Source organism: Microbacterium phycohabitans, assembly GCF_032464935.1.
In the GTDB taxonomy this organism is placed as follows: domain Bacteria; phylum Actinomycetota; class Actinomycetes; order Actinomycetales; family Microbacteriaceae; genus Microbacterium; species Microbacterium phycohabitans.
Map to the genome: position 1 here is coordinate 304975 of NZ_JAWDIT010000003.1, position 22563 is coordinate 327537.

Annotated in this window: 23 protein-coding genes; 6 read left to right on the forward strand and 17 right to left on the reverse strand. The window is 70.8% G+C overall.

What is annotated here, in order from left to right:
• Nucleotides 1–100 precede the first annotated feature (100 nt).
• Genes RWH44_RS10025 through RWH44_RS10035 form a run of 3 tightly spaced genes read left to right on the forward strand, consistent with a single transcriptional unit; the run spans nt 101 to nt 2447 of the window.
• Complete coding sequence (locus tag RWH44_RS10025; RefSeq protein WP_316004462.1) at nt 101–898, forward strand: IclR family transcriptional regulator; 798 nt, start codon at nt 101–103, stop codon at nt 896–898.
• Between the two features lie 30 nt (nt 899–928).
• A complete protein-coding gene (locus RWH44_RS10030; RefSeq protein ID WP_316004463.1) occupies nt 929–1531 on the forward strand; it encodes an RraA family protein in 603 nt (200 codons plus the stop codon).
• A gap of 10 nt (nt 1532–1541) precedes the next feature.
• Nucleotides 1542–2447 carry an NAD(P)-dependent oxidoreductase gene (locus RWH44_RS10035; protein ID WP_316004464.1) on the forward strand — a complete coding sequence of 302 codons (906 nt, stop codon included), beginning with the start codon at nt 1542–1544 and terminating at the stop codon, nt 2445–2447.
• A 4-nt stretch (nt 2448–2451) separates the two neighbouring features.
• On the opposite strand, the gene RWH44_RS10040 is transcribed toward RWH44_RS10035, so the two are convergent.
• Both RWH44_RS10040 and recO read right to left on the reverse strand, forming a co-directional pair.
• Nucleotides 2452–3255 (reverse strand): isoprenyl transferase, encoded by an 804-nt coding sequence (locus RWH44_RS10040; protein WP_316004465.1) that lies wholly within the window; start codon nt 3253–3255, stop codon nt 2452–2454.
• Nucleotides 3252–3980 (reverse strand): DNA repair protein RecO, encoded by a 729-nt coding sequence (recO, locus tag RWH44_RS10045; protein ID WP_298872630.1) that lies wholly within the window; start codon nt 3978–3980, stop codon nt 3252–3254. Before recO ends, RWH44_RS10040 begins: the two co-directional genes overlap by 4 nt.
• A gap of 80 nt (nt 3981–4060) precedes the next feature.
• On the opposite strand from recO, the gene RWH44_RS10050 reads away from it, so the two are divergent.
• On the forward strand, nt 4061–4759 hold the full coding sequence (locus RWH44_RS10050) for a trimeric intracellular cation channel family protein (protein ID WP_316004466.1): 699 nt from the start codon (nt 4061–4063) through the stop codon (nt 4757–4759).
• A gap of 93 nt (nt 4760–4852) precedes the next feature.
• Here the strand turns inward: RWH44_RS10050 and RWH44_RS10055 are convergent, their stop codons facing one another.
• The 15 genes from RWH44_RS10055 to lepA form a co-directional block, all read right to left on the reverse strand.
• On the reverse strand, nt 4853–5635 hold the full coding sequence (locus tag RWH44_RS10055; protein WP_316004467.1) for an MOSC domain-containing protein: 783 nt from the start codon (nt 5633–5635) through the stop codon (nt 4853–4855).
• Between the two features lie 144 nt (nt 5636–5779).
• The gene (gene leuA / locus RWH44_RS10060; RefSeq protein ID WP_316004468.1) at nt 5780–7540 is read right to left on the reverse strand and encodes a 2-isopropylmalate synthase; all 1761 of its coding nucleotides are present in this window, start codon (nt 7538–7540) and stop codon (nt 5780–5782) included.
• A gap of 180 nt (nt 7541–7720) precedes the next feature.
• Nucleotides 7721–8311 (reverse strand): GNAT family N-acetyltransferase, encoded by a 591-nt coding sequence (locus RWH44_RS10065; RefSeq protein WP_316004469.1) that lies wholly within the window; start codon nt 8309–8311, stop codon nt 7721–7723.
• Nucleotides 8312–8385: 74 nt separating this feature from the next.
• Nucleotides 8386–9255, reverse strand: coding sequence for a quinone oxidoreductase family protein (locus RWH44_RS10070; RefSeq protein WP_316004470.1), 870 nt, complete (start codon nt 9253–9255; stop codon nt 8386–8388).
• 76 nt (nt 9256–9331) lie between these two features.
• On the reverse strand, nt 9332–10225 hold the full coding sequence (gene era / locus RWH44_RS10075) for a GTPase Era (protein ID WP_316004471.1): 894 nt from the start codon (nt 10223–10225) through the stop codon (nt 9332–9334).
• The gene (locus RWH44_RS10080) at nt 10222–11532 is read right to left on the reverse strand and encodes a hemolysin family protein (RefSeq protein WP_298872611.1); all 1311 of its coding nucleotides are present in this window, start codon (nt 11530–11532) and stop codon (nt 10222–10224) included. Before RWH44_RS10080 ends, era begins: the two co-directional genes overlap by 4 nt.
• Nucleotides 11529–11996: an rRNA maturation RNase YbeY gene (ybeY, locus tag RWH44_RS10085; RefSeq protein ID WP_298872609.1), complete on the reverse strand. Its 468-nt coding sequence runs from the start codon at nt 11994–11996 to the stop codon at nt 11529–11531. The genes RWH44_RS10080 and ybeY overlap by 4 nt, the downstream gene beginning before the upstream one ends.
• Nucleotides 11993–13018 (reverse strand): PhoH family protein, encoded by a 1026-nt coding sequence (locus RWH44_RS10090; protein ID WP_298873144.1) that lies wholly within the window; start codon nt 13016–13018, stop codon nt 11993–11995. Before RWH44_RS10090 ends, ybeY begins: the two co-directional genes overlap by 4 nt.
• Before the next feature lie 49 nt (nt 13019–13067).
• Nucleotides 13068–13415, reverse strand: a complete 348-nt coding sequence (locus RWH44_RS10095) for an HIT domain-containing protein (RefSeq protein ID WP_316004472.1) — start codon at nt 13413–13415, stop codon at nt 13068–13070.
• 135 nt (nt 13416–13550) lie between these two features.
• Nucleotides 13551–14285: a 16S rRNA (uracil(1498)-N(3))-methyltransferase gene (locus RWH44_RS10100; protein WP_316004473.1), complete on the reverse strand. Its 735-nt coding sequence runs from the start codon at nt 14283–14285 to the stop codon at nt 13551–13553.
• A 2-nt stretch (nt 14286–14287) separates the two neighbouring features.
• On the reverse strand, nt 14288–15412 hold the full coding sequence (gene dnaJ / locus RWH44_RS10105) for a molecular chaperone DnaJ (RefSeq protein ID WP_316004474.1): 1125 nt from the start codon (nt 15410–15412) through the stop codon (nt 14288–14290).
• Between the two features lie 62 nt (nt 15413–15474).
• On the reverse strand, nt 15475–16515 hold the full coding sequence (hrcA, locus tag RWH44_RS10110) for a heat-inducible transcriptional repressor HrcA (protein ID WP_316004475.1): 1041 nt from the start codon (nt 16513–16515) through the stop codon (nt 15475–15477).
• Nucleotides 16516–16841: 326 nt separating this feature from the next.
• Complete coding sequence (gene hemW / locus RWH44_RS10115; protein ID WP_298872592.1) at nt 16842–18059, reverse strand: radical SAM family heme chaperone HemW; 1218 nt, start codon at nt 18057–18059, stop codon at nt 16842–16844.
• A complete protein-coding gene (locus RWH44_RS10120) occupies nt 18059–18703 on the reverse strand; it encodes a DUF1990 domain-containing protein (RefSeq protein WP_316004476.1) in 645 nt (214 codons plus the stop codon). Before RWH44_RS10120 ends, hemW begins: the two co-directional genes overlap by 1 nt.
• Nucleotides 18704–18725: 22 nt before the next feature.
• Nucleotides 18726–20570, reverse strand: coding sequence for a translation elongation factor 4 (gene lepA, locus RWH44_RS10125; protein WP_316004477.1), 1845 nt, complete (start codon nt 20568–20570; stop codon nt 18726–18728).
• 197 nt (nt 20571–20767) lie between these two features.
• Here lepA and RWH44_RS10130 point away from each other — a divergent pair, with 197 nt between their 5' ends.
• Nucleotides 20768–21490: an alpha/beta fold hydrolase gene (locus RWH44_RS10130; RefSeq protein WP_316004478.1), complete on the forward strand. Its 723-nt coding sequence runs from the start codon at nt 20768–20770 to the stop codon at nt 21488–21490.
• Nucleotides 21491–21608: 118 nt separating this feature from the next.
• On the forward strand, nt 21609–21869 hold the full coding sequence (gene rpsT, locus RWH44_RS10135) for a 30S ribosomal protein S20 (protein WP_316004479.1): 261 nt from the start codon (nt 21609–21611) through the stop codon (nt 21867–21869).
• Nucleotides 21870–22563: the final 694 nt, after the last annotated feature.

A 22563-nucleotide genomic window follows, 5' to 3' on the forward strand; every position in this document is an offset into this window, starting at 1 on the left:
TGAGGTCGAGGTGGTGTCCATCTAGTGGACTCCAATGTCCACCAGACGGTACACTCGTGGACGAATCGGTGCAACCGGCGCACCACGGAAGGCAGCCACCTTGTCCACCATCACCGAGGCATCCGAGCGCTCCGCCCCCGAGAGCGGAGGCGTCCGCGCCGTCACACGCGCGTTCGAAGTCCTGCAGTGCTTCACCGCGGCACGGCCCGTGCTCTCGCTCGCCGAGATCGTCCGTGAGAGCGGTTTGCCGCGCACCACGGTGCTGCGCCTGATCGAGACCCTCGTCGGTGAACGGATGCTGCGGCACGCCGCCGACGGACGCGTCACCGTGGGGGCCCGCCTCATCCGTCTCGCGGCGTTCGCCGAAGCGGCGTGGGCCGTGCCCGAGGAGACCGCCGACCGCATGACGCGGTTGGCGCAGGAGACCGGCGAGACCGCGAGCCTCTACGCCCGCAGCGGCCTGCGGCGCGTGGCCGTCGGACAATCGCCGAGCCCGTACTCGCTCCGTCACGTCGTGCAGGTGGGCGACGAGATGCCTCTGCTGCTCGGAGCCGCCTCGACCCTCCTGGTGGCCGCGAGCGGTCCGGATGCCGTCGAGCACCTCCTCGATGCGCTCCCCGCCGACGAAAGATCCGCTGTCGACGTCGACGGATTCCGCGCCGCGGTGGCCGACGCCCGCCGCGACGGGTACGCCGTCTCGCATGGCGCGCGCGAGCCGGGCAACAGCGGCGTCGCCGTCATCGTGCGGGAGGGCGACGAGCGTCGACCGGCGGTCGTGCTCGGCCTCGGCGGACCCACGGCGCGTTTCACCGAGGAGCGCCTGCCGGTGTTCCTCGCCGCGTTGACGGCGGCCGTCGCCGACATCCGCCGCAGCGGTCTGCCGGCCGCCCTGGACTGACCCCCTTCCCCCGACCGAGAGGACCGCCCGATGACGAGCTCGATCCCCGAGAGCAGCGACTACCCGCCGCCCGGCGCCTATGCCGCCGCCACGATCGGCGACGCGATGGAGCGCTTCGGCGTGGCCCGCGGCGTCTCCCCGCTGTGGGCCGGCGCGATGGTGTCCGGACCCGCCGCCACGGTCCTCACCCGTCCCGGTGACAACCGGGGCGTGCACGCGGCGTTCGACGTGGTCCGCCCGGGCGAGATCCTCGTCGTCGACGGCGGGGCGGATGAGACGCGCGCGCTCATCGGCGAACTCGTCGCCGAGAAGGCGAAGGCCCTGGGCGTCGCCGGGATCGTGCTCGATGGAGCCGCCCGCGACGCGGTGGAGCTGCGGGAGGTGGGCGTACCGGTGTTCGCCCGCGCCGTGACGCCCGCGGGGCCGTGGAAGACCGGCCCTTACCGTCTCGGAGGCACCGTCACCCTCGGAGGGGTCCCGGTGTCCCCGGGCGATTGGATCGTCGGCGACGCCGACGGCGTCGCGGTCGTGCCGCGCGAGCGCATCGCCGAGGTCACGGCCGCCGCGGATGCCCTCGTGCGCGGCGAGGCCGATCGTCGCGCCGCCAACCGCGCCCTGGTGCCCCGTGTCTGAGGCCTCGCCCGTGCGTCCCCTGATCTGGATTCCGCGCGAGGTGCACCCCGACGCGGTGGCCGAGCTCGAGACGTGGGCGGATGTCCATCGCGGCTGGGGTGAGGCCGCCTCGGCCGAGGTCGAGATCGCGCCTCTCGCTCAGGGCGTCCTCCTGCGCACCGCGCGGATGGACGCCGCGCAGCTCGCCCGGATGCCGCGGCTGCGCATCGTCGCGCGACACGGCGTCGGTACCGACACCGTCGACACCGCGTTCGCCCGGGAGCGTGGCATCCGGGTCACGACGACTCCGCACGCGAACGTGCTCTCGGTCGCCGAGCACACGATCGCTCTGCTCATGGCGGTGCGGCGCGGCATCGGTGCCGCAGCCGCCGGGAGGGCCGACCGCGACGCGTTGATCGGGGGCGAGCTCAGCGGCTCGACGCTCGGACTTATCGGATACGGCCGCATCGCGCGCCACGTCGCCCGGATCGCCCGGGGAGGGTTCGGCATGCACGTGCTCGCGTTCGACCCGGCCGTGCCCGACGACGACATCCGAGCCGACGGCTCCGAACCGCACGCGCTCGACGACCTGCTCGCGGGGGCCGATGCGGTCAGCGTGCACGTCCCCCTGCTCCCCACGACGCGCGGACTCCTCGGTGCCGCGCAGTTCCGCCTCATGCGCCCTCACGCGGTCGTGGTGAACACCTCGCGAGGCGGGGTCGTCGACGAGGAGGCGCTGGTCGCGGCCCTCGACGCCGGCCAGGTGGGCGGGGCGGGACTCGACGTCTCCGACGTGGAGCCGATGCCCGTCGACCACCCGCTGCGCAACAGGCCCGACGTCGTCGTCACTCCGCACATCGGCGGACAGACGCGCGAAGCGATGCGTCGCGTGGCCATGGAGGCCGCCGCATCCCTGCGCGCCGAGCTGGCGCGCTAGGCGATCACGCCGTCGGTGCGTCGACCGCGCCGCCGAAGCGGCGGTCGCGCGAGAGGTACAGCCCGATCGCGTCCCACAGGTGCGTGCGCCGGAAGTCGGGCCAGAGCGTGTCGAGGAACACCATCTCGGCGTACGCCGACTCCCACAGCAGGAAGTTCGAGGTGCGCTGCTCGCCGCTGGAGCGCACGAACAGGTCCACGTCGGGCATGTCGGGCTGGTAGAGGTTCTTGCGGATGAGCTTCTCGGTCACCGCCGAGGGCTTGAGCTTGCCGGCGGCGATGTCGTCGCCGATGCGGCGCACGGCATCCACGATCTCCACCCGCCCGCCGTAGTTGACGCACATCGTCAGCGTCAGGGTGGAGTTGCCCTCGGTGAGGCGCTCGGCGTGCTGCAGCTCCTTGATGACCGAGCCCCACAGGCGCGGCTTGCGACCCGACCAGCGGATGCGGACGCCCCACTCGTTCAGCTGGTCACGGCGGCGGTGCAGCACCTCGCGGTTGAAGCCCATGAGGAAGCGCACCTCGTCGGGCGAGCGCGACCAGTTCTCGGTCGAGAACGCGTAGACCGAGAGGTGCTTCACCCCGGCCTGGATCGCCCCGGCGACGACGTCGAGCAGCGCCGCTTCCCCCGCACGGTGGCCCTCGACGCGCGTGAGCCCCTGCCGGTTGGCCCACCGCCCGTTGCCGTCCATCACGATCGCGACGTGCTCGGGCACGGCTCCCTTGGGGTAAGCGGGCGGGTACTCTCCCGTCCAGTCCAACGGGCGGTACGGCACGGCGTCGCGGTGCGTGAACGGCTTCGGTGTCATCGATGCGCCTCCAGGTGCGAGAGGGAGCGGATGCCGCGCTCCAGATGGAACTGCGCGTACGCCGCGACGAGGCCCGAGGCCGCGGCGGTCGTGCGGCCGGGGGCGGCGTCGATGGTCTCCCACTCCCCCGCCATGAGCGCACGGAGCATGTCGACGGTGTCGCGCGACACGCGCGGGGATCCCGCGGGGGCGCAGGTCGAGCAGACCACGCCACCGAGCTGCGGGAGGAAGTAGTCGTGGTCGCCGATGGTGCCGCAGCGGGCGCACTCGGTCAGCCCCGGCGCCCAGCCCGAGAGGGCCATGGCGCGCAGCAGATACGAATCCAGCACGCTGCGCTCGGAGTGCTCCCCGCGGGCCAGCGCGCGGAGCCCGCCGACCAGCAGCAGGTACTGCTGGGGCGTGGCCTCGGCCTCGTTCAGCCGGTCGGCCGTCTCGACCATCGCGCTGGCGGTCGTGTAGACGTCGTAGTCCGCCACGATCTCGGCCCCATAGGAGCCCAGCGACTCGGCCTGCTGCACGATGTCGAGGTTGCGGCCCTTGAACAGCTGCACGTCGGCCACCATGAAGGGTTCCAGCCGCGAGCCGAACTTCGACGACGTCCGCCGCACCCCCTTCGCGACCGCGCGGATCTTGCCGTTGCGGCGGCTGAGGAGGGTGAGGATGCGGTCCGCCTCCCCCAGTTTGTGGGTACGCAGGACCACGACTTCGTCGCGGTAGGTGGGCACAGTCCATTATCGGTCCGCGCACCCGTGAGCGGCCTGCGCGGCGCGCGCGCCGGAGCGCACGAGGCGGGAGAATGGATGCCGTGGACTCCCCCTCCTTCGTCATCCCGCTGTGGGCGGATCTCACCGCCGTCGCCCTCGGCGGCGTGCAGGGGGCGCTGTTCGCCTCGGGGTTCCAGGGCCAGCGCCGCCTCGATCTGCTCGGGGTCGCGATCATCGGCATCCTGTTGGGGATGGGCGGGGGTCTCATCCGCGACCTCCTGTTGGGGCTCACCCCGGCGACGCTGCAGAGCAACTGGTACCTCATCACCGCGACCCTGGCCTCGATCGTGGGGATGCTGCTGTCGGGGATCTTCCAGAGGCTGAACCGCGCCATCGTCATGCTCGATGCGGTCGTGATCGGCCTGTTCGGCGCGTTCGGCACGTCGAAGGCCCTCGCCCTCGGCCTGCCCGCCGTCCCCGCGATCTTCGTGGGCGTGGTCGCCGCGGCGGGCGGCAGCGTGCTGCGGGACGTGCTGATGGGGCTGCCGGTCGCGATCATGCACGTGGGCTCGCTCTACGCCGTCGCCGCCGGTGCGGGGTGCGTGGTCCTCGCCGTCACGGCCGGGTTCGGCGTCCCGCTGCCGCTCGCCGCGGTCATCGGCGTGGTGGTGACGACGGTGCTCCGCGTGCTGGCCGTGCTCTTCGACCTGTCCCTGCCCGAGCAGCGCAAGCTCTACCGCCGCAAGGTCGCGGTCGAGACCACCGGCATCCCGATCATCCGCACCGACAACGCCGAGTAGGCCCGCCTCTCCCGCGCGTGAGTTGCCGATCATCGTCGCTCACGTGCTCACTGAAGCGACGACCGTCGGCGGCTCGCGCGGGGTCTTGCGGGCTCAGCCGAGCGGTACGACCTCGTCGCCCACGCGGATGGTGGCGCCGGAGCCGGCGGGGAGGAGCAGGATGCCGAGGGTCGGGGCGTCCTGGCCGTAGTCCGTCGTCAGCACCCGCAGCAGGCGCGCGTCGCGGACGCCCGTGTCGGGGTTCGCCGTGATCGCGGCGCAGCGCTCGATCGGCTTCTGCACCTCGAACTCCACCTCCCCGATCCGCACGCGCCCCCGCCATTCCAACTCCGCCCACGGTGCGGTCCCGCTCACGACGATGTTGGAGCGGAAACGGCGATCGTCGACGGGAGCGGCGACCGTGGCATCCAGGTCAGTGACCGAGGCCGCGCCGTGCAGCGAGACGAACCCCTGCGGGCGGTCCTGGAAGCGCGCGGTGCGGCCGTCTCCGAGCAGACCCAGGGGCAGGATGCCGTCGGCCTCGAGCAGTGTCGCATCGCTCGTCGTGCGGAGGTAGGCGGTGACCGCTTCGCTCAGCCGCGCGCGGCCCTCCTCGCTGAGATCGGCGGTGACGTCGATGTCGTCGACGCTCAGACGCAGCGTCCGCGCGTCGTCGTCGAACGTCAGGCGCACGCGCGCGAGCGTCGGGAACGTCATCAGCGCGAGCCCACGGCTCTTCGGATACGTGGCATCCGCCGGCTCCACCGCATCGGCGAAACGGAACACGAGCGAGCGGTCCCCCTGCACGCGTCCGTCGCCCTGGATGACGAGGCTGTCGCGCTTCTCGGGCGTGAAGCCCTTCACGGGGTAGCGGTAGAGGGCGTCGACGCGGATCACGGATTCATCCTCGCATCCTGTCGGTGTGGCGAGATGAGGACCCCCTGGTGCGGCGAGACCGTTCGGCGGGAGGGGTGCGAAGCCCCTCGCCCCCACGCCGAAGCGCCGCCATCCGAACGGGGATGACGGCGCTTCGAGGTCGGATCAGACGCCGGCCAGGGCGCCCGCGGCCTGACGCGTGCGGATCGCGCGGTTGACGCCCGAGACGATCGCCTTGAGCGACGCCGTCGAGATGTCACCGTCGATGCCCACGCCCCATAGACGCTGGTCGTCGACCTGCAGCTCGACGTACGCCGCGGCCTGAGCGTCACCGCCCGAGCTGAGAGCGTGCTCGACGTAGTCGTACAGCGTCACGTCGAAGCCCTGGGAGCGCACGATCTCGAGGAACGCCGCGACCGGACCGTTGCCCACGGCCGAGGCCGGGTGCGTGGAATCGCCGTCGCGCAGCGAGACGTCGAGGTGCACATCGCCCGACATGTCGCTCGAGGAGCGGGTCGACAGCAGCTCGAAGCGGCCCCAGCGCTGGTCGTCGTTCGTGGAGGGTAGATACTCGTCGGTGAAGATGTCCCAGATCTGGGCGCTCGAGACCTCGCCGCCCTCGGCGTCGGTGCGCGCCTGCACCACGCCAGAGAACTCGATCTGCAGCTTCCGCGGCAGGTCGATCGCGTGGTCGGCCTTCAGCAGATAGGCGACGCCACCCTTGCCGGACTGCGAGTTGACGCGGATGACGGCCTCGTACGACCGGCCGAGGTCCTTCGGGTCGATGGGCAGGTACGGCACCGCCCACTCGATCTCGTCGATGGTCTTGCCCTCGGCGCTCGCGCGGGCCTCCATCGCCTCGAAGCCCTTCTTGATGGCATCCTGGTGCGAACCGCTGAAGGCGGTGAAGACCAGGTCGCCGGCCCAGGGGCTGCGCTCGGGCACGGGCAGCTGATTGCAGTACTCGACCGTGCGCTTGACCTGGTCGATGTCGCTGAAGTCGATCTGCGGGTCGATGCCCTGGGTCAGCAGGTTGACGCCCAGGGCGACGAGGTCGACGTTGCCCGTGCGCTCCCCGTTGCCGAACAGGCATCCCTCGATGCGGTCGGCGCCCGCCATGTAGCCGAGCTCCGCGGCGGCCACGGCCGTGCCGCGGTCGTTGTGCGGGTGCAGCGACAGGATGACGTTCTCGCGGTGGTTCAGGTGGCGCGACATCCACTCGATCGAGTCGGCGTAGACGTTCGGCGTGGCCATCTCGACGGTGGCCGGCAGGTTCAGGATGACCTTGCGCTCGGGCGTCGGCTCCAAGACCTCGAGCACCTCGTTGCAGATGCGGAGAGCGAACTCGAGCTCGGTGCCGGTGTAGCTCTCAGGTGAGTACTCGTAGAAGACCTGGGTCTCGGGGATCGTCGCCTCGTACTTCTTGCACAGGCGGGCGCCCTCGAGCGCGATGTCGACGATGCCCTGCTCGTCGGTGCGGAACACGACCTCGCGCTGCAGCACGCTCGTCGAGTTGTACAGGTGCACGATGGCCTGCTTGGCGCCGGCGATCGCCTCGTACGTGCGGGCGATGAGGTGCTCGCGCGCCTGCGTCAGCACCTGGATGGTGACGTCGTCGGGGATCAGGTCGTCGTCGATCAGCTGACGGACGAAGTCGAAGTCGGTCTGGCTGGCGCTGGGGAACCCGACCTCGATCTCCTTGTAGCCCATCTTCACCAGCAGGTCGAACATGACCCGCTTGCGCTCGGGGCTCATCGGATCGATGAGGGCCTGGTTGCCGTCGCGCAGGTCGACGGCGCACCAGCGGGGTGCGGCCTCGATCCGCTTGCTCGGCCACGTGCGGTCGGGCAGGTCGACCCGGATCTGCTCGTGGAAGGGACGGTACTTGTGCACCGGAGCGGACGTGGGCTTCTGGGTGTTCTTCATGATGTGTCGCTTCTTTAGATTCGTTCGGTGGGGCCGACGACGATCTCCGCGACGAGGAAGGCCCTTAGAACGAGGACTCGTCGCGGCAGCTAAGAAGAAGAAGGCCACCGAAGCGCATGGAGCGATCGTAGCAGCCCCGTGCCGCGGCATCCGCCCCGCCCGCGGCGCGAGCGCCCGCCGTCATGCGACGGGTGATCCCCACTCGCGCGCCAGCACGGCGTAGACGAGCAGGTCGGCCCAGCGGTGCTTGAACCAGTCCTTCTCGACGAAGTGCGCCTCGCGGCGCATCCCGAGGCGCTCGGCCAACGCGACAGAGCGAGCGTTGTCGGGATCGATCTGGGCGACGAGGCGACGGAGCCCGTAGACCTCGAACGCCGTGTCGACGAGCGCGCGTACCGCCTCGGTGGCGAGGCCCAGGCCGGATGCCGCCGGGCTCACGACCCAGCCGATGTCCGCCGAACCCTCGTCCGCATCGAGGTGGAAGAGCACGAGGTCGCCGATCACCGCGCCGTCGTCGAGCCGTTCGATGACCAGCATGACCCCGCCGCGCTCCCCCTCCAGCGTCGTGCGGCCCATCAGGTGACCGTTGCGGCGTCGGATGTCGTCGGGCGACTGCGGATCGAAGGGGAGGAACCGGCACACCTCGGCGTCGCCGCGGTACGCCGCCATCGCGTCGAGATCGTGCTCCTCGAACGGACGCAGGCGTACCCGCTCCCCCGTGATCTCGAGGGTCTCCGGCGCGGGCGGCAACGTGAACGGCGAGGCGCTCACGGCAGCAGGGCGACCTTGCCGCCGGGGTGCCCGGTCATGACGAAGCGCACGGCGTCGATGGCCTCGTCGAGCGGTTAGGTGCGCGCGACAGGCACCTCGAGGGCACCGGATGCCGCAAGCTCGAGCACCCGGGTACGGGCGATGTCGCGGAACCGGGCGCTCTCGGGGCGCGCTCCGGCGATCCAGAGGAAGCCGTCGGCCTTCGCCCGGTCGGGCGAGACGATCGTGACGACACGGTCCCGGTCGGAGACGAGCTCGAGCGAGACGTCGATGGCCTCGTCGGTCCCCGCCGCGTCCCAGGCGGCCGCGATCGCCGCACCGTCGGCCGCCGCCTCGACGCGCTCGCGCAGCCCCTCGCCGTAGGCGACCGGGATGCCGCCGTAGCGACGCACGCGCTCGGCGGAGTCGTCGGCATCCGCCCCGACCGTGCCGATGACGCGCACCCCGAGCTCTCGCGCCTGCTGGAGAAGACTCACCCCCACCGCTCCGGATGCGGCGTGCAGCAGCACGGTCTCCCCCTCGGCGACCCGCGTGACCTGGATCATCTCCGCCGCGGTGGTCCCGGCGAGCAGGAGGTTCGCGGCCTCTTCGTGCGAGAGGTTCGCGGGTTTGGCGAACACGTCGCGGGCGGGAACCGTGATGTCGGTGGCGTAGGCGCCCTGCACCCGGAACGCCACGACCTCATCGCCGACCGCGAGCTCGCCCGAACCACCGACGGCGTCGGCACCGAGGGCGATGACCTGCCCCGAGAGTTCGTAGCCGATGGGCACCGGGAACTGCACGCCCGGACGCGCTGTCGCGACGTGCTTGGCGTCGGCGGGATTGACTCCGGCCGCGCGCACGCGGATCTTCACCTCTCCGGGCCCGGGCGCGGGAACCTCGACCTCGTCGTAGCTCCAGGTCTCGATCGGCCCCGGAGTCGGCGCCGTCCATCGCTTCGCCATTACGTGCACCTTCCGTGAGGACCGCACGCTCTCGCGCGGGGTCGGGGTTGCTCGGCCGCCGGGTGGCGGACGCCCCTCAGAAGCCGAGGCGTCCGAGCTGCTTCGGGTCGCGCTGCCATTCTTTCGCCACGCGCACGTGCAGCGATAGGTAGACGCGCCCACCCACCAGCGGTTCGATACCGGCACGGGCGCGCGCGCCGACATCGGCCAGTCGAGAGCCCTTGCGGCCGATGATGATCGCCTTCTGGCTGTCGCGCTCGACGACGATGTTCGCGTAGACGTCGGTGAGATCGCTGTCTTCACGGGCGGCGACGTCGTCGACCGTGACCGCGATCGAGTGCGGAAGCTCATCGCGCACGCCGTGCAGGGCGGCTTCGCGGATGATCTCGGCAATGCGGTCTTCGAGCGTCTCGTCGGTCACGACGTCGTCGGCGTAGAGCGCCGGGCCCACGGGCATGAGCGCCAGCAGCTCGTCGCTGAGGACGTCGAGCTGATCGTTGGTCACGGCCGAGAGGGGGATGACCGCGGCCCAGTCCTCGCGGAGCGCATCGACTTCGACGAGGCGTTCGGTGATCTGGTCGCGACTGGCGGCGTCGGTCTTGGTCACCAGGGCGACCTTCTTGGCACGCGGGTATCCGGACAGCGACTCCGCGATCCGCCGATCGCCGGGGCCGACCTTCTCGGTCGCGGGGGCGCAGAACGCGATGACGTCGACGTCGCCGAGCACCTGCTCCACCAGGTCGTTCAGGCGCTGGCCGAGCAGGGTGCGCGGTCGGTGGATGCCGGGGGTGTCGACGACCACCAGCTGCCCGCCGGGTCGGTTGACGATCCCGCGGATCGCGCGCCGCGTCGTCTGCGGCTTCTCGCTCGTGGTCGCGACCTTCTCGCCCACGAGCGCATTGGTCAGCGTGGACTTGCCGACGTTGGGCCGGCCCACGAAGGTCACGAAGCCGGATCGGGTGTCGGTCATCTGTCGTTCCTTTCACGCGCCGAGAGCTCTGCCTCGGCGTCGTCGTCGGCGGGCGTTTCGCTGCGCTCGACGATCACGGTGGCGATACCCCGGTTGCGGCCGCGCGATGCGCCGCCGGTCATCACGAGGCCGGAGTGTTCGGCGGTGGCGCCGGGTTGCGGGATGCGACCGAGCGCCTTGCCCAGCAGACCGCCGATCGAGTCGACGTCCTCGTCGTCGAGCTCGAGGCCGAAGAGGTCGCCGACCTCATCGAGGCCGAGGCGGGCGTTGACCCGGTAGCGTCCGTCGGGGAGCTCGACGATCTCGGTGTTCGGGGCGTCGTACTCGTCGGCGATCTCGCCCACGAGCTCCTCGATGAGGTCTTCGAGCGTGACCAGACCCGCGACGCCGCCGTACTCGTCGACGACGAGGCAGACGTGGACGGCATCCTTCTTCATCTGCTGCAGGAGCGTCTCGGCCTTCATCGACTCGGGGACGAACACGGCGGGTCGGGCGATGCGACGGATGGGGGCGTCGCGCCAGCCCGCCTCGTCGCGGAAGCCGAACTGCACGAGGTCTTTCAGGTAGAGAACCCCCACGACGTCGTCGGCCTCGTCGTCGGCGAGGGGGACGCGCGAGACGCCCTTCTCGAGGAACAGTGCGAGGGCCTCGCGCGAGGTGGCAGTGGCATCCACGCTCACCATGTCGGTGCGCGGCACCATCACCTCGCGCACGTACCGGTCGGTGAAGTCGAACACCGAGTGGATGAGCTCGCGGTCGTCTTCCTCGATGAGTTCGTTCTCGGCGGCCTCGTCGATGATGCTGAGCAGCTGCTCCTCCGACGCGAACGACGTCGAGTGCGAGACCCCGGGGGTAACCCGGTTGCCGACCGCGACGAGACCGTGTGCGAGGGGGCCGAGCAGGACGCGCATCCCCCGGATGACGGGAGCGATACCGCGCAGCAGACCGCGCGCGTGCTGACGACCGACCGACCGGGGGCTCGCACCGACCGCGACGAAGGAAATCCCCGTCATCAGTACGGCCGCAGCGGCGACCGCGAGCCAGATGTCGTCGAAGATCAGCATGAACGCGGCGGCGACGAGCACGGCCGCGGTGGTCTCGGAGAGCACGCGGATGAACACCACCGCGGTGTTGTGCGCGCTGGTGTCATCGGCGATGCGACGCAGCGACCGGGCGTTGCGGCCCGAGGCGCCGAGCTCCAGGAGATCCGTGCGCGAGGTCACGCCGAGCGCCGCCTCGGAGGCCGCCATCAACCCGCCGAAGGCGACGAGGAGGAAGGCGGCGACGAGGAGGAGCGCTTCGGTCATGCCCGACGCTGGCGTTCGACGGCTTGGAACCCGCTGATCAGCTCGCGCTGCAGGCCGAACATCTCGCGCTCCTCGTCGGGTTCGGCGTGGTCGAACCCGAGCAGGTGCAGGAGCCCGTGCGTGGTGAGGAGGATGAGCTCGTCCTGCGTCGAGTGCTTCGCCGCGACGGCCTGGGTCTCGGCCACGGCGGGGCACAGCACGATGTCGCCGAGCAGGCCCGCGGGCGTGGGGGCGTCTTCGGAGCCGGGACGCAGTTCGTCCATCGGGAAGCTGAGCACGTCGGTCGGGCCGGGCTCGTCCATCCACTGCACGTGCAGCGACTCCATGGCGCCTTCGTCGACGAGCACGATCGCCACGTCGGCGTCGGCGCTGACGTGCAGCTCCGCCAGGTTGTACTCCATCAGGCGCAGCAGCACCTGTTCGTCGACCTCGTGGCCGGATTCGTTGTTGATCTCGATCGTCATGAGCGGTTTCGTCTCGGGAGGTGATCGCGGGGACCGGCGGCACCGGGGCCGCGTCGCTCCGCACGGGTGGCGAACTCGGAGGCCTCGTCGCGCTCGCGACGCGCGGCCAGGCGCTTCTCGTCGTACTCGCTGTACGCGTCGACGATGCGGCCGACGAGCGAATGACGCACGACGTCGTCGCTGGTCAGTCGCGAGAAGTGGATGTCGTCGATGTCGCTGAGAACGCGGGTGACCAGGCGCAGACCCGACGCGCCCTGCGGCAGGTCGACCTGGGTGATGTCACCGGTCACGACCATGCGCGTGCCGAACCCGAGGCGCGTGAGGAACATCTTCATCTGCTCGGGCGTGGTGTTCTGCGCCTCGTCGAGCACGACGAACGAATCGTTGAGCGTGCGACCGCGCATGTACGCCAGAGGTGCGACCTCGATCGTCCCCGTCGCCATGAGCTTGGGGACGATGTCGGGGTCCATCATCTCGTTGAGCGCGTCGTAGAGCGGGCGCAGGTAGGGGTCGATCTTGTCGGTGAGGGTGCCCGGCAGGAACCCGAGCCGCTCCCCCGCCTCGACGGCGGGACGGGTCAGGATGATGCGGTTGACCTCTTTGCGCTGCAGCGCCTGCACGGCCTTCGCCATCGCGAGGTACGTCTTGCCGGTACCGGCCGGACCGATCCCGAACACGATGGTGTTCTCGTCGATCGCGTCGACGTACTCCTTCTGCCCGGCCGTCTTGGGGCGGATCACCTTGCCGCGCGACGACAGGATCGCCTCGCCCATGACCTCGGACGGGCGCGGCCCGCCGTCGCTTCTCAGCATGCGGTTCGAGCTCGACACGTCGGAGGGGTCGAGGCCCTGGCCCGAGCGGGTCATCGCGAGCAGTTCGTCGACGAGGCCGCGTGCGGCGCGCACCGCCCCGGCCGCACCGGAGAGCGTGATCTCGTTGCCGCGCACGTGGACGTCGACGTCGGGGTGCTCCTTCTCGACGACGCGCAGGAGGCGATCCTGCGGGCCGAGCAGTTGCACCATGGCCACACCGTCGACGGCGATCTGCTCGACGACGGTCTCTTCGGGGGAATCAGCCACCCAGGCTCTTTTCGTTCAGGCCGCCCGCGAGGACGTGGGCGTGCACATGGAAGACGGTCTGACCGGCACCGGCGCCGGTGTTGAAGATCAGTCGGAAGTCGCCGTCGGCGTGCTCGGCGGCGAGGCGGTCGGCGAGGCCGACGACCTCGGCGAGCAGCGCCGGGTCGCCGGCGGCGAGCTCGACGACGTCGTGGTACTGCGCCGTCTTGGGGATGACGAGCAGGTGGACCGGCGCCTGGGGCGCGATGTCGCGGATCGCGAAGACGTTCTCGGTCTCGGCCACGATCTCGGCGGGGATCTCGCCCTGCAGGATGCGCGTGAAGATCGACGGTTCGCTCATGGCATCCAGTCTAGTGAGGGCCTCCGACACGCAGGTCGAGTGGGCGGAGCCGCTGAAACGTCGGCGAGCGGGTCGGGGCGGAGATCTCGTGCCCCGAACGCCGGAGCGCACCCCGAACCGGTGACGCGGACCCGCTCACCACCGCCCGTGCGCCGCCGACAGCACCGAGACCGCCGCAGCCCCCGCGGTGGAGGTGCGCAGCACGGTGTCGCCGAGGCGCACGAGCCGCGCGCCGGCGTCCTCGAGCGCCGAGAGCTCCTCGGGGGCGATGCCGCCCTCCGGGCCGACGACGAGCACGACGTCACGTCCGTCCGAGGCCTCCGCGGCCACCTCGGTGAGCCGAGCGGATGCCGAGGGCTCCAGCACCAGGACGAGCGCCGTGCGGGCGAGAGCGACGAGGTCGGCCGTTCGCGCCAGCCTCTGCACCTCGGGGATCCATGCGCGATGCGCCTGCTTGGCGGCCTCGCGCACGATGGTGCGCCAGCGCGCGAGCCCCTTGTCCTCCTTGGCATCCCACCGCGACACGCTCCGCGCCGCCTGCCACGGGACGATCGCGTCGACACCGAGCTCGGTGGCCGCCTGCACCGCGAGCTCGTCGCGGTCGCCTTTCGCGAGCGCCTGCACGAGCACGAAGCGCGGGGACGGCTCGGAGACCTCGTCGCGCGAGGCGACGCGGACCTCGACCTGCTTGGGACCGACGGCGATCACGACGCCCGAGAGCCAGACGCCGCGACCGTCGCCGAGGGTCACCGTCTCGTCGACGCGCACACGCCGGACGCTGGCGGCGTGGTGCGCCTCCGTTCCCGTCAGGGTCACGGCATCCCCGGGACGTGCGGACGCGGCGCCGTCGGTGACGAAGTGCAGCGCCACGATCAGTGCCGGAAGCGGTCGCGGAACTTGCTGAACATGCCCTGCTGGTGCTCGGCCAGGCGGGGCTTGGGGGCCTTCGTTCGCTTGGCGAACTCCTCGATGAGGGCGCGGTCGCGATGATCGAGACGCGTGGGGGTCACCACGTGCACGCCGACCTTGAGGTCGCCGCGCTGGGAGCCCCGCAGGGGCGTGATCCCGCGACCCTTGATCGTCAGCACGTCGCCGGACTGCACGCCGGGGCGCACCTCGAGGTCGACGGATCCGTCGAGGGATTCGATCGTCGTCGTGGCGCCGAGGATGGCGTCGGGCATCGACACCTCGAGGGTCGCGACGAGGTCGTCGCCCTCGCGGCTGAAGGCGTCGTGCGCCTCCACCGTGATCTCGAGGTACAGGTCGCCGTTGGGGCCGCCGGCCGGACCGACCTCGCCCGAGCCGGGGAGCTGCAGGCGCAGGCCCGACTCGACGCCCGCGGGGATGTCGACCGACACCGTGCGGCGTGCGCGCACGCGTCCCTGACCCTGGCAGGTGCCGCAGGGGTAGGGGATGGTCGTGCCGTGACCGTGGCACACGGTGCAGGGCTGGCTGGTGACGACGTTGCCAAGCAGGCTCCGCACGGTGCGCTGCACGTGACCGGAGCCGTGGCAGATGTCGCACGTGACCTCGCTCGTTCCGGGCTGGGTGCAGGCCCCCTGACACGTCTCGCAGAGCACCGCCGTGTCGACCTCGAGGTCGCGGTGCGTGCCGAAGACCACGTCGCCGAGGTGCAGCGTGACGCGCACGAGGGCGTCCTGGCCGCGCTCCCGACGCGAGCGCGGACGCGGACCACGACCTCCGCCGCCGCCCTGCGCGCCGCCGAAGAACGTTTCGAAGATGTCGCTGAAGCCGCCGAAGCCCGCCGCTCCCCCGCCGCCGAACGGGCTCTGATCGCCGCCCATGTCGTAGCGGCGACGCTGCTCGGGGTCGCTGAGAACGTCGTAGGCGTGGGTCACCAGCTTGAAGCGCTCCGAGGCGTCCTCCCCCGGGTTGACGTCGGGGTGCAACTGGCGCGCCAGACGCCGGTAGGCCTTCTTGATGTCTTCCGGGCTGGCGTCGCGTTCGACGCCCAGGACCTCGTAGTGGTCAGCCACAATCGCCTTCCTGCCCGCTGTCGCGGGGTCGTTCTCGTGGGGAGTGCTCGCAGCGATCGACGTCAGCGCGAACTGTCGTCGTCTTCGAGCATCCGGGTCAGATAGTGCGCGACGGCGCGGACCGCCGCGAGGTTGGAGGAGTAGTCCATGCGCGTGGGCCCGAGCAGGCCCACGCGGGCGCCACCGGTCGAGCCGTCGTACCGGCTCGCGAGCACCGAGGCCTCGACGAGGCCGAACGGTTCGTTCTCGCGTCCGATACTCGCCGACAGGCCCTTCTCGTCGGCGACCATCTCGCTCATCAGCCGCAGCAGGGTCACCTGCTCCTCGATCGCCTCGAGGAGCGGGTAGATGCTGCCGCGGAAGTCCTGCTCCCGCTTGGCGAGCGTCGCCGCACCGGCCATGACGAGGCGGTCTTGGCGGAACTCCTCGAGCTCTTCGCCGACCACGCGCAGCACGGCGTCGGCGATCGCGTCGAGGGCGACGCCGGGCCGCGGGCCGTCGGAGAGGGCTTCTGCCACGCGCTGTGCGCTCTCGGCGACGCTGCGCCCCACGAGCACCGCTCCCACGCGCGCCCGCAGGAGCGCGATGTCGCTCTCACCGGGCTCGACGGGCACGAGCGCGATGCGCTGCGAGACCCGCCCGGTGTCGGTGACCAGGATGACGAGCACCCGGGGTCCGCCGAGGGCGACGAGCTCCACGTGCGTGACGTTGGCGCGGGAGAACGAGGGGTACTGCACGATCGCGACCTGGCCGGTCAGCTGCGTGAGCGCCCGCACCGTTCGAGCGAGGAGGTCGTCGAGATCCCCGGCCTCGTCGAGGAACGACGTGATGGCGGAGCGCTGCGCGGTCGACAGCGGCCTCAGCTCGGCGAGGTGGTCGACGAAGACGCGGTAGCCCTTGTCGGTGGGCACGCGCCCCGACGAGGTGTGCGGCGCGACGATGAGGTCTTCGTCTTCGAGCAGCGCCATGTCGTTGCGGATCGTGGCGGCCGAGACTCCGAAGGCGTGGCGGTCGACGATGGCTTTGCTGCCGACCGGCTCACGCGTGTCGACGTAGTCCTGGACGATCGCGCGCAGGACCTGGAGGCCGCGTTCCGACACCATGCGCTGCTCCTCCCGTCTGGCACTCGACTCGACTGAGTGCCAATTCTACGACGATCGCCCGGCCCCTGCGTCGAGCGGCTCGCGGGGCGTGCCTCGCGCGTCCCGTCCACCCCGGCGATAAACGCCGATCCTGTCGAGACACGCTGCGTCGCGCAGTGTTTCGTCCGGATCGGCGTTCATCGAGGGATGCGGCACGCGCCGGGACGCCGATGATCACCGGGATGTCGGGATGCGCGGAGCGCCGGCACGCGCGAGGGGCCGACACAGGCGTGCGCCGTCTCGCGCGAGAGCACACCGATTCGACGGGTGGATCGACTCCGCGCGGGTCAGGCCGTGAGCGCGCGCACCACGGCATCCGCCAGCAGGCGTCCGCGGCGTGTCAGCACGATGCGCCCGCGCACGGCATCCGCGCCCTCAATGAGGCCGTCGGCGATGAGGGATGCCACGGCCTTGCGGCCCTCGCCGAGGATCTCCGACACCGCGAGCCCCTCGCGGATGCGACTGCGCAGGAGCACCGACTCGAGCCGGCGCGCGGTCTCGTCGGGACGCTCGCGTGCGGCGGCGGGCGACTCCTCGGCCGCGAGGCGCTGTGCATAAGCGGCCGGGTGTTTGACGTTCCACCACCGCAGCCCGGCGACATGGCTGTGGGCGCCGGGACCGAAGCCCCACCAGTCGGTGCCGCGCCAGTAGGCGAGGTTGTGCCGGGAACGGTGGTCGACCCCGCGCGACCAGTTCGAGACCTCGTACCAGTCGTAGCCGGCGGCCGCGAGCAGATCGTCGGCGAGCTCGTACATGTCGGCCTGCAGGTCGTCATCCGGCATGGCGACCACCCCCGAGCGGATCTGACGAGCCAGCTTCGTGCCGTCTTCGACGATCAGCGCATAGGCCGAGACATGGTCGGGCTCCAGAGCCGTGGCCGCCTCGAGGGAGGCGCGCCAGTCGTCGAGCGACTCCCCCGGTGCGCCGTAGATCAGGTCGACCGAGACGTCGAGACCGGCGCGGCGCGCGGCCGAGACGGCGGTGGAGACGTTGGCCGGGTCGTGCGTGCGATCGAGGGCGGCGAGCACGTGCGGCCGGGCCGACTGCATGCCGATCGACAGGCGCGTCACGCCCGCCGCGGCAAGGGTGCCCGCGACGGCGTCGTCGACCGTGTCGGGGTTGGCCTCGACCGTGACCTCCGCGCCCTCGGCGATGCCGAACTCCTCGCGCACGGCATCCAGCATCCGCGCCAGATCGCCGGGCGGGAGCAATGTGGGCGTGCCGCCGCCGAAGAACACCGTGGATGCCGCGCGCCGACCGCCCGCGGCATCCATCACCGTGCCCGCGAGGCGGACCTCGGCGGCGAGCGTGTCGGCGAAGTCGTCTTGGCGGGCTCCGCGCAGCTCGCTCGCGGTGTACGTGTTGAAGTCGCAGTAGCCGCAGCGCACGCGGCAGAACGGCACGTGCAGGTACACGCCGAAGTCGGCGTCGGCGTCGACAACCAGGTCGCCGGGGAGCCGACCGTCGACGGGCGCGGGGTCGCCGAGCGGGAGGGGCCCGCCCATCAGGACGTGTACAGCGGCGAGATCGCGCGCAGGTACCGCGCGAACAGCGCCTTGCGCCGACGCCGGACGCGGCTCGTGAAGAGGCGGTACGACGGCGCGGTCGGCCGGTCGAAGGCCCGCACGACGAACCAGACCTCGTCGTTCTCGCGCCATTCGAGGGCGAAGAGCTCTTCGCCGCTCACGATCGAATGCCCGACCGTCCCGAGGATGAAGCCGACCCGGCGGGGCTCCTCGAAGACCGAGATGACGCGCAGTTCGGCGTCGGCGCGGTGGCCGTCGACCTTGCCGTGCAGACGCACGCCGGTGCCGGGGCTGACGAACGGGGTGCCGTCGGCGGCGAAGCGCTGTTCGGCCTCCAGCCGGCTCGGCGCCACCGGCGCTCCCTCGGCGTCGAAGCCGACGCCGGCGTACCCCCCTCGGGATGCCGGGCGCACATCGGTGATGCTCAGTTCCTCCCCGCGCAGCGGGGCCCAGGAGAGCAGCAGCTCACCGGCCGCGACGAAGCGCTCCTCGCCGCTGCCGATGCGCCACGCGTCTTCCGCGGGCACGGAGTGCTCCGGCGGGTACTGCATGAGGTCGGGCGCCTGGGTGGCGCCGACCGCCGCGTAGTCGACCGTGTCGTCGGTGAAGTTCTGCCGTCGCATGATCTCCCTCTCGATTCGGTCGTTACTTCTTCGCCTCGACGTCTCCCGACAGGGCGGCGATGAACGCCTCCTGGGGAACCTCGACGCGGCCCACCATCTTCATGCGCTTCTTGCCCTCTTTCTGCTTCTCGAGGAGCTTGCGCTTGCGGGTGATGTCACCGCCGTAGCACTTGGCCAGAACGTCCTTGCGGATCGCGCGGATCGTCTCGCGGGCGATGATGCGGGCGCCGATGGCGGCCTGGATGGGCACCTCGAACTGCTGACGAGGGATGAGCTTGCGCAGGCGCTCGGCCATGAGCGTGCCGTAGGCGTAGGCCTTCTCGCGGTGCACGATCGAGCTGAACGCGTCGACCTTGTCGCCCTGCAGCAGGATGTCGACCTTGACGAGGTCGGCCGTCTGCTGGCCGGCGGGCTCGTAATCGAGGCTCGCGTACCCCTGCGTGCGCGACTTGAGGTGATCGAAGAAGTCGAACACGATCTCGCCGAGGGGCATGTGGTAGCGCAGCTCGACGCGGTCTTCGCTGAGGTACTCCATGCCGAGGAGCGTGCCGCGGCGCGTCTGGCAGAGCTCCATGACGGTGCCGACGTAGTCCTTCGGCAGCAGGATGCCGACCTTGACGATCGGCTCCGACACGGAGGCGACGCGACCGTCGGGGTACTCGCTGGGGTTGGTGACCGAGACCGTCTCACCGGTGTCGGTCGTGACCTCGTAGGTCACCGACGGAGCCGTGGTGATGAGGTCGAGGCCGAACTCGCGCGAGAGGCGCTCGGTGATGATCTCGAGGTGCAGCAGCCCGAGGAAGCCGCAGCGGAAGCCGAACCCCAGCGCGACCGAGGTCTCGGGCTCGTACTGCAGCGAGGCGTCGGAGAGCTTCAACTTGTCGAGCGCTTCGCGCAGCTCGGCGTAGTCGCTGCCGTCGATCGGGTAGATGCCCGAGAAGACCATCGGCTTCGGGTCGGTGTAGCCGGGCAGCGCCTCGGTGGCGGGCTTGCGGTGGGTGGTGATCGTGTCGCCGACCTTCGACTGGCGCACGTCCTTCACCCCGGTGATGAGGTAGCCGACCTCGCCCACGCCGAGGCCCTGGGTGGGCACCGGCTCAGGGCTCGAGACGCCGATCTCGAGAGCCTCGTGGGTCGCGCCGGTCGACATCATCTGCAGCCGCTCGCGCGGCTGGAGGGACCCGTCGATCATGCGGACGTAGGTGACGACGCCGCGGTAGGCGTCGTAGACGGAGTCGAAGATCATCGCGCGGGCCGGGGCGTCGGCCTTGCCGACCGGGGCGGGGATCTTCTTGACGATGAGGTCGAGCAGGTCTTCGACGCCCATGCCGGTCTTGCCGCTGACGCGCAGCACGTCGGCGGGGTCGCCGCCGATCAGGCCGGCGAGCTCGGCGGCGTACTTGTCGGGGTCGGCGGCGGGCAGGTCGATCTTGTTCAGCACGGGGATGATCGTCAGATCGTTCTCGAGTGCGAGGTAGAGGTTCGCCAGGGTCTGGGCCTCGATGCCCTGCGCAGCATCGACGAGGAGGATCGCGCCCTCGCACGCGGCGAGCGAACGGCTGACCTCGTACGTGAAGTCGACGTGACCGGGCGTGTCGATCATGTTGAGGGCGAACGTGCCGTCGGCGGTGGACCACGGCATCCGCACGGCCTGCGACTTGATCGTGATGCCGCGCTCGCGCTCGATGTCCATGCGGTCGAGGTACTGCGCGCGCATGTCGCGGTCGGCGACGACGCCGGTGATCTGCAGCATGCGGTCGGCCAACGTCGACTTGCCGTGGTCGATGTGGGCGATGATGCAGAAGTTGCGGATCTGCGCCGGCGGGGTGGCGGACGGCTCGAGGGGCTTCAGGGCGCGCGGTGACATGTTCCGTCGATTCTACGGTGGCGCGCCGACATCCCCGTCCGCGGATGTCCAGGATGCCGGCATCCGGCACCCCGATCGCGTCGCGGGACGCGCGAGATCACGCGATCCGGACGAGGGCGCACGTTGTCGGCGGGGTCGGATGGTGTCGGCGTCGCGGCCCGGACCTCACGGTGCGCCTCGCTCGTAGCATGGATGCCATGGCGGTCCAGGTCGTGTTCGTGCACGGCATCCGCACGTCGGCGACCATGTGGCGCGCGCAGGTCGCGTACCTCGAGCAGCGGGGCACGCCCGCGATCGCGGTCGACCTGCCCGGGCACGGCACGCGCCGGGGCGAGGAGTTCACGCTCGACGGCGCCTTCGCCACGATCGACGCAGCCGTGCGCGAAGCCGCGACCCGGGGACCCGTGCTGCTGGTGGGCCATTCGATGGGCGGACTGCTCTCGATCGAGTACGTGGGTCGGGAGGAGCCGCCGCCGGTCGCCGCGTTCGTCGCGGCATCGTGCACCTCGATCCCCCGCGGCGTGGGGCTTGCGGCGTATCGCTTCCTCGCACGGCGGTTCGACAGCCTCCCCGATCGCGGCCTGGGGCTGACCAACCGCGTGCTGGATCGCACTCTGCCGCCCGAGACCCGGCCCGACTTCGGCGCCGGCGGCTACGCGTTCGACGCGCAGGACATCGCTCTCGCGTCGCTGTCGGTGCTCGATCTGCTCGCGGCGTTGCGGCGCATCGACGTGCCGCTCTGGTTCGTGAACGGACAGTGGGATCAGCTGCGCGTGAACGAGAAGCTGTTCACGTCGATCGCGAAGCACGCCGAGCTCATCGTGGTTCCGCGCACGACGCACCTCGTGACGGCGATGCGGCCGCGCGTGTTGAACGCGCTGCTGGAAGTGGCGCTCACCACGATCGAGGCCTCCACCTGATAGACTCGGTCCTTGGCTTGCGTGTGGGGTTTTTCCCGACCTCCACGACCGCCGGTGCAGCGCCCCTCTACCGCTTGACCGGCACTTCCAACACTCACTCAAACGAAAGACCGTCGACGTGGCGAACATCAAGTCGCAGATCAAGCGCAACAAGACCAACGAGAAGGCGCACGAGCGCAACAAGGCCGTCAAGAGCGAGCTGAAGACGCACGTGCGTCGCACCCGCGAGGCCGTCCTGGCCGGTGACAAGGAAGCCGCCCAGAAGGCGCTCGTCCTCGCCGGCAAGAAGCTCGACAAGGCCGTGAGCAAGGGTGTCATCCACCAGAACCAGGCCGCGAACCGCAAGTCGGCCATCGCGAAGCAGGTCAACGCTCTCTGAGCCGCAGCCCTTTCGACAGCCCGTCCCGCCTCGGCGGGGCGGGCTTCGTCGTTTCCGGGGGCGGTTTGGGAGGCACGGCGGGACGGGGCGGTGGTTTCGGGGCGTTCGGCCGGGGGTCGGGCCGAGCGGTTTGGGGCGCGTTCTGTGCATTGGGGCGGACTATTCGCGCTCCACAGCACGCAACGCGCCCCAGACCCGATGGCGGGTTGAGAGGTCGCTGTTTGCGGCCGGGCGCGGCGGGTTGGGGCGCGTTCAGTGCATTGGGGCGCGCAATTCACGCCCCGATGCACGCAACGCGCTCCAAACCCGATGGCGGGTTGAGAGGTCGCGGTTTGCGGCCGGGTGCGGCGGTTTGGGGCGCGTTCGGTGCATTGGGGCGCGCAATTCACGCCCCGATGTACGCAACGCGCCCCAAACCCCGTAGGCGGGTTCGGAGGTCCCGGTTTGCGGCCGGGTGCGGCGGTTTGGGGCGCATTCAGTGCGTTGGGGCGCGCAATTCACGCCCCGATGCACGCAACGCGCCCCAAACCCGACGGGCGGAGCATACCCGGCGGAGCTACCGCAGCCGCGAGGCCGCTTGGCGTGAAACAGCGGCGCCCCGCACGAGTCCGAGACCGCGCTCCGCGGCGCGATGTCGCGTCTGGGGTGCGCGCACCGCCTGAGGTGCAACGTCCCGGCTGCGGCTCGATGTCCC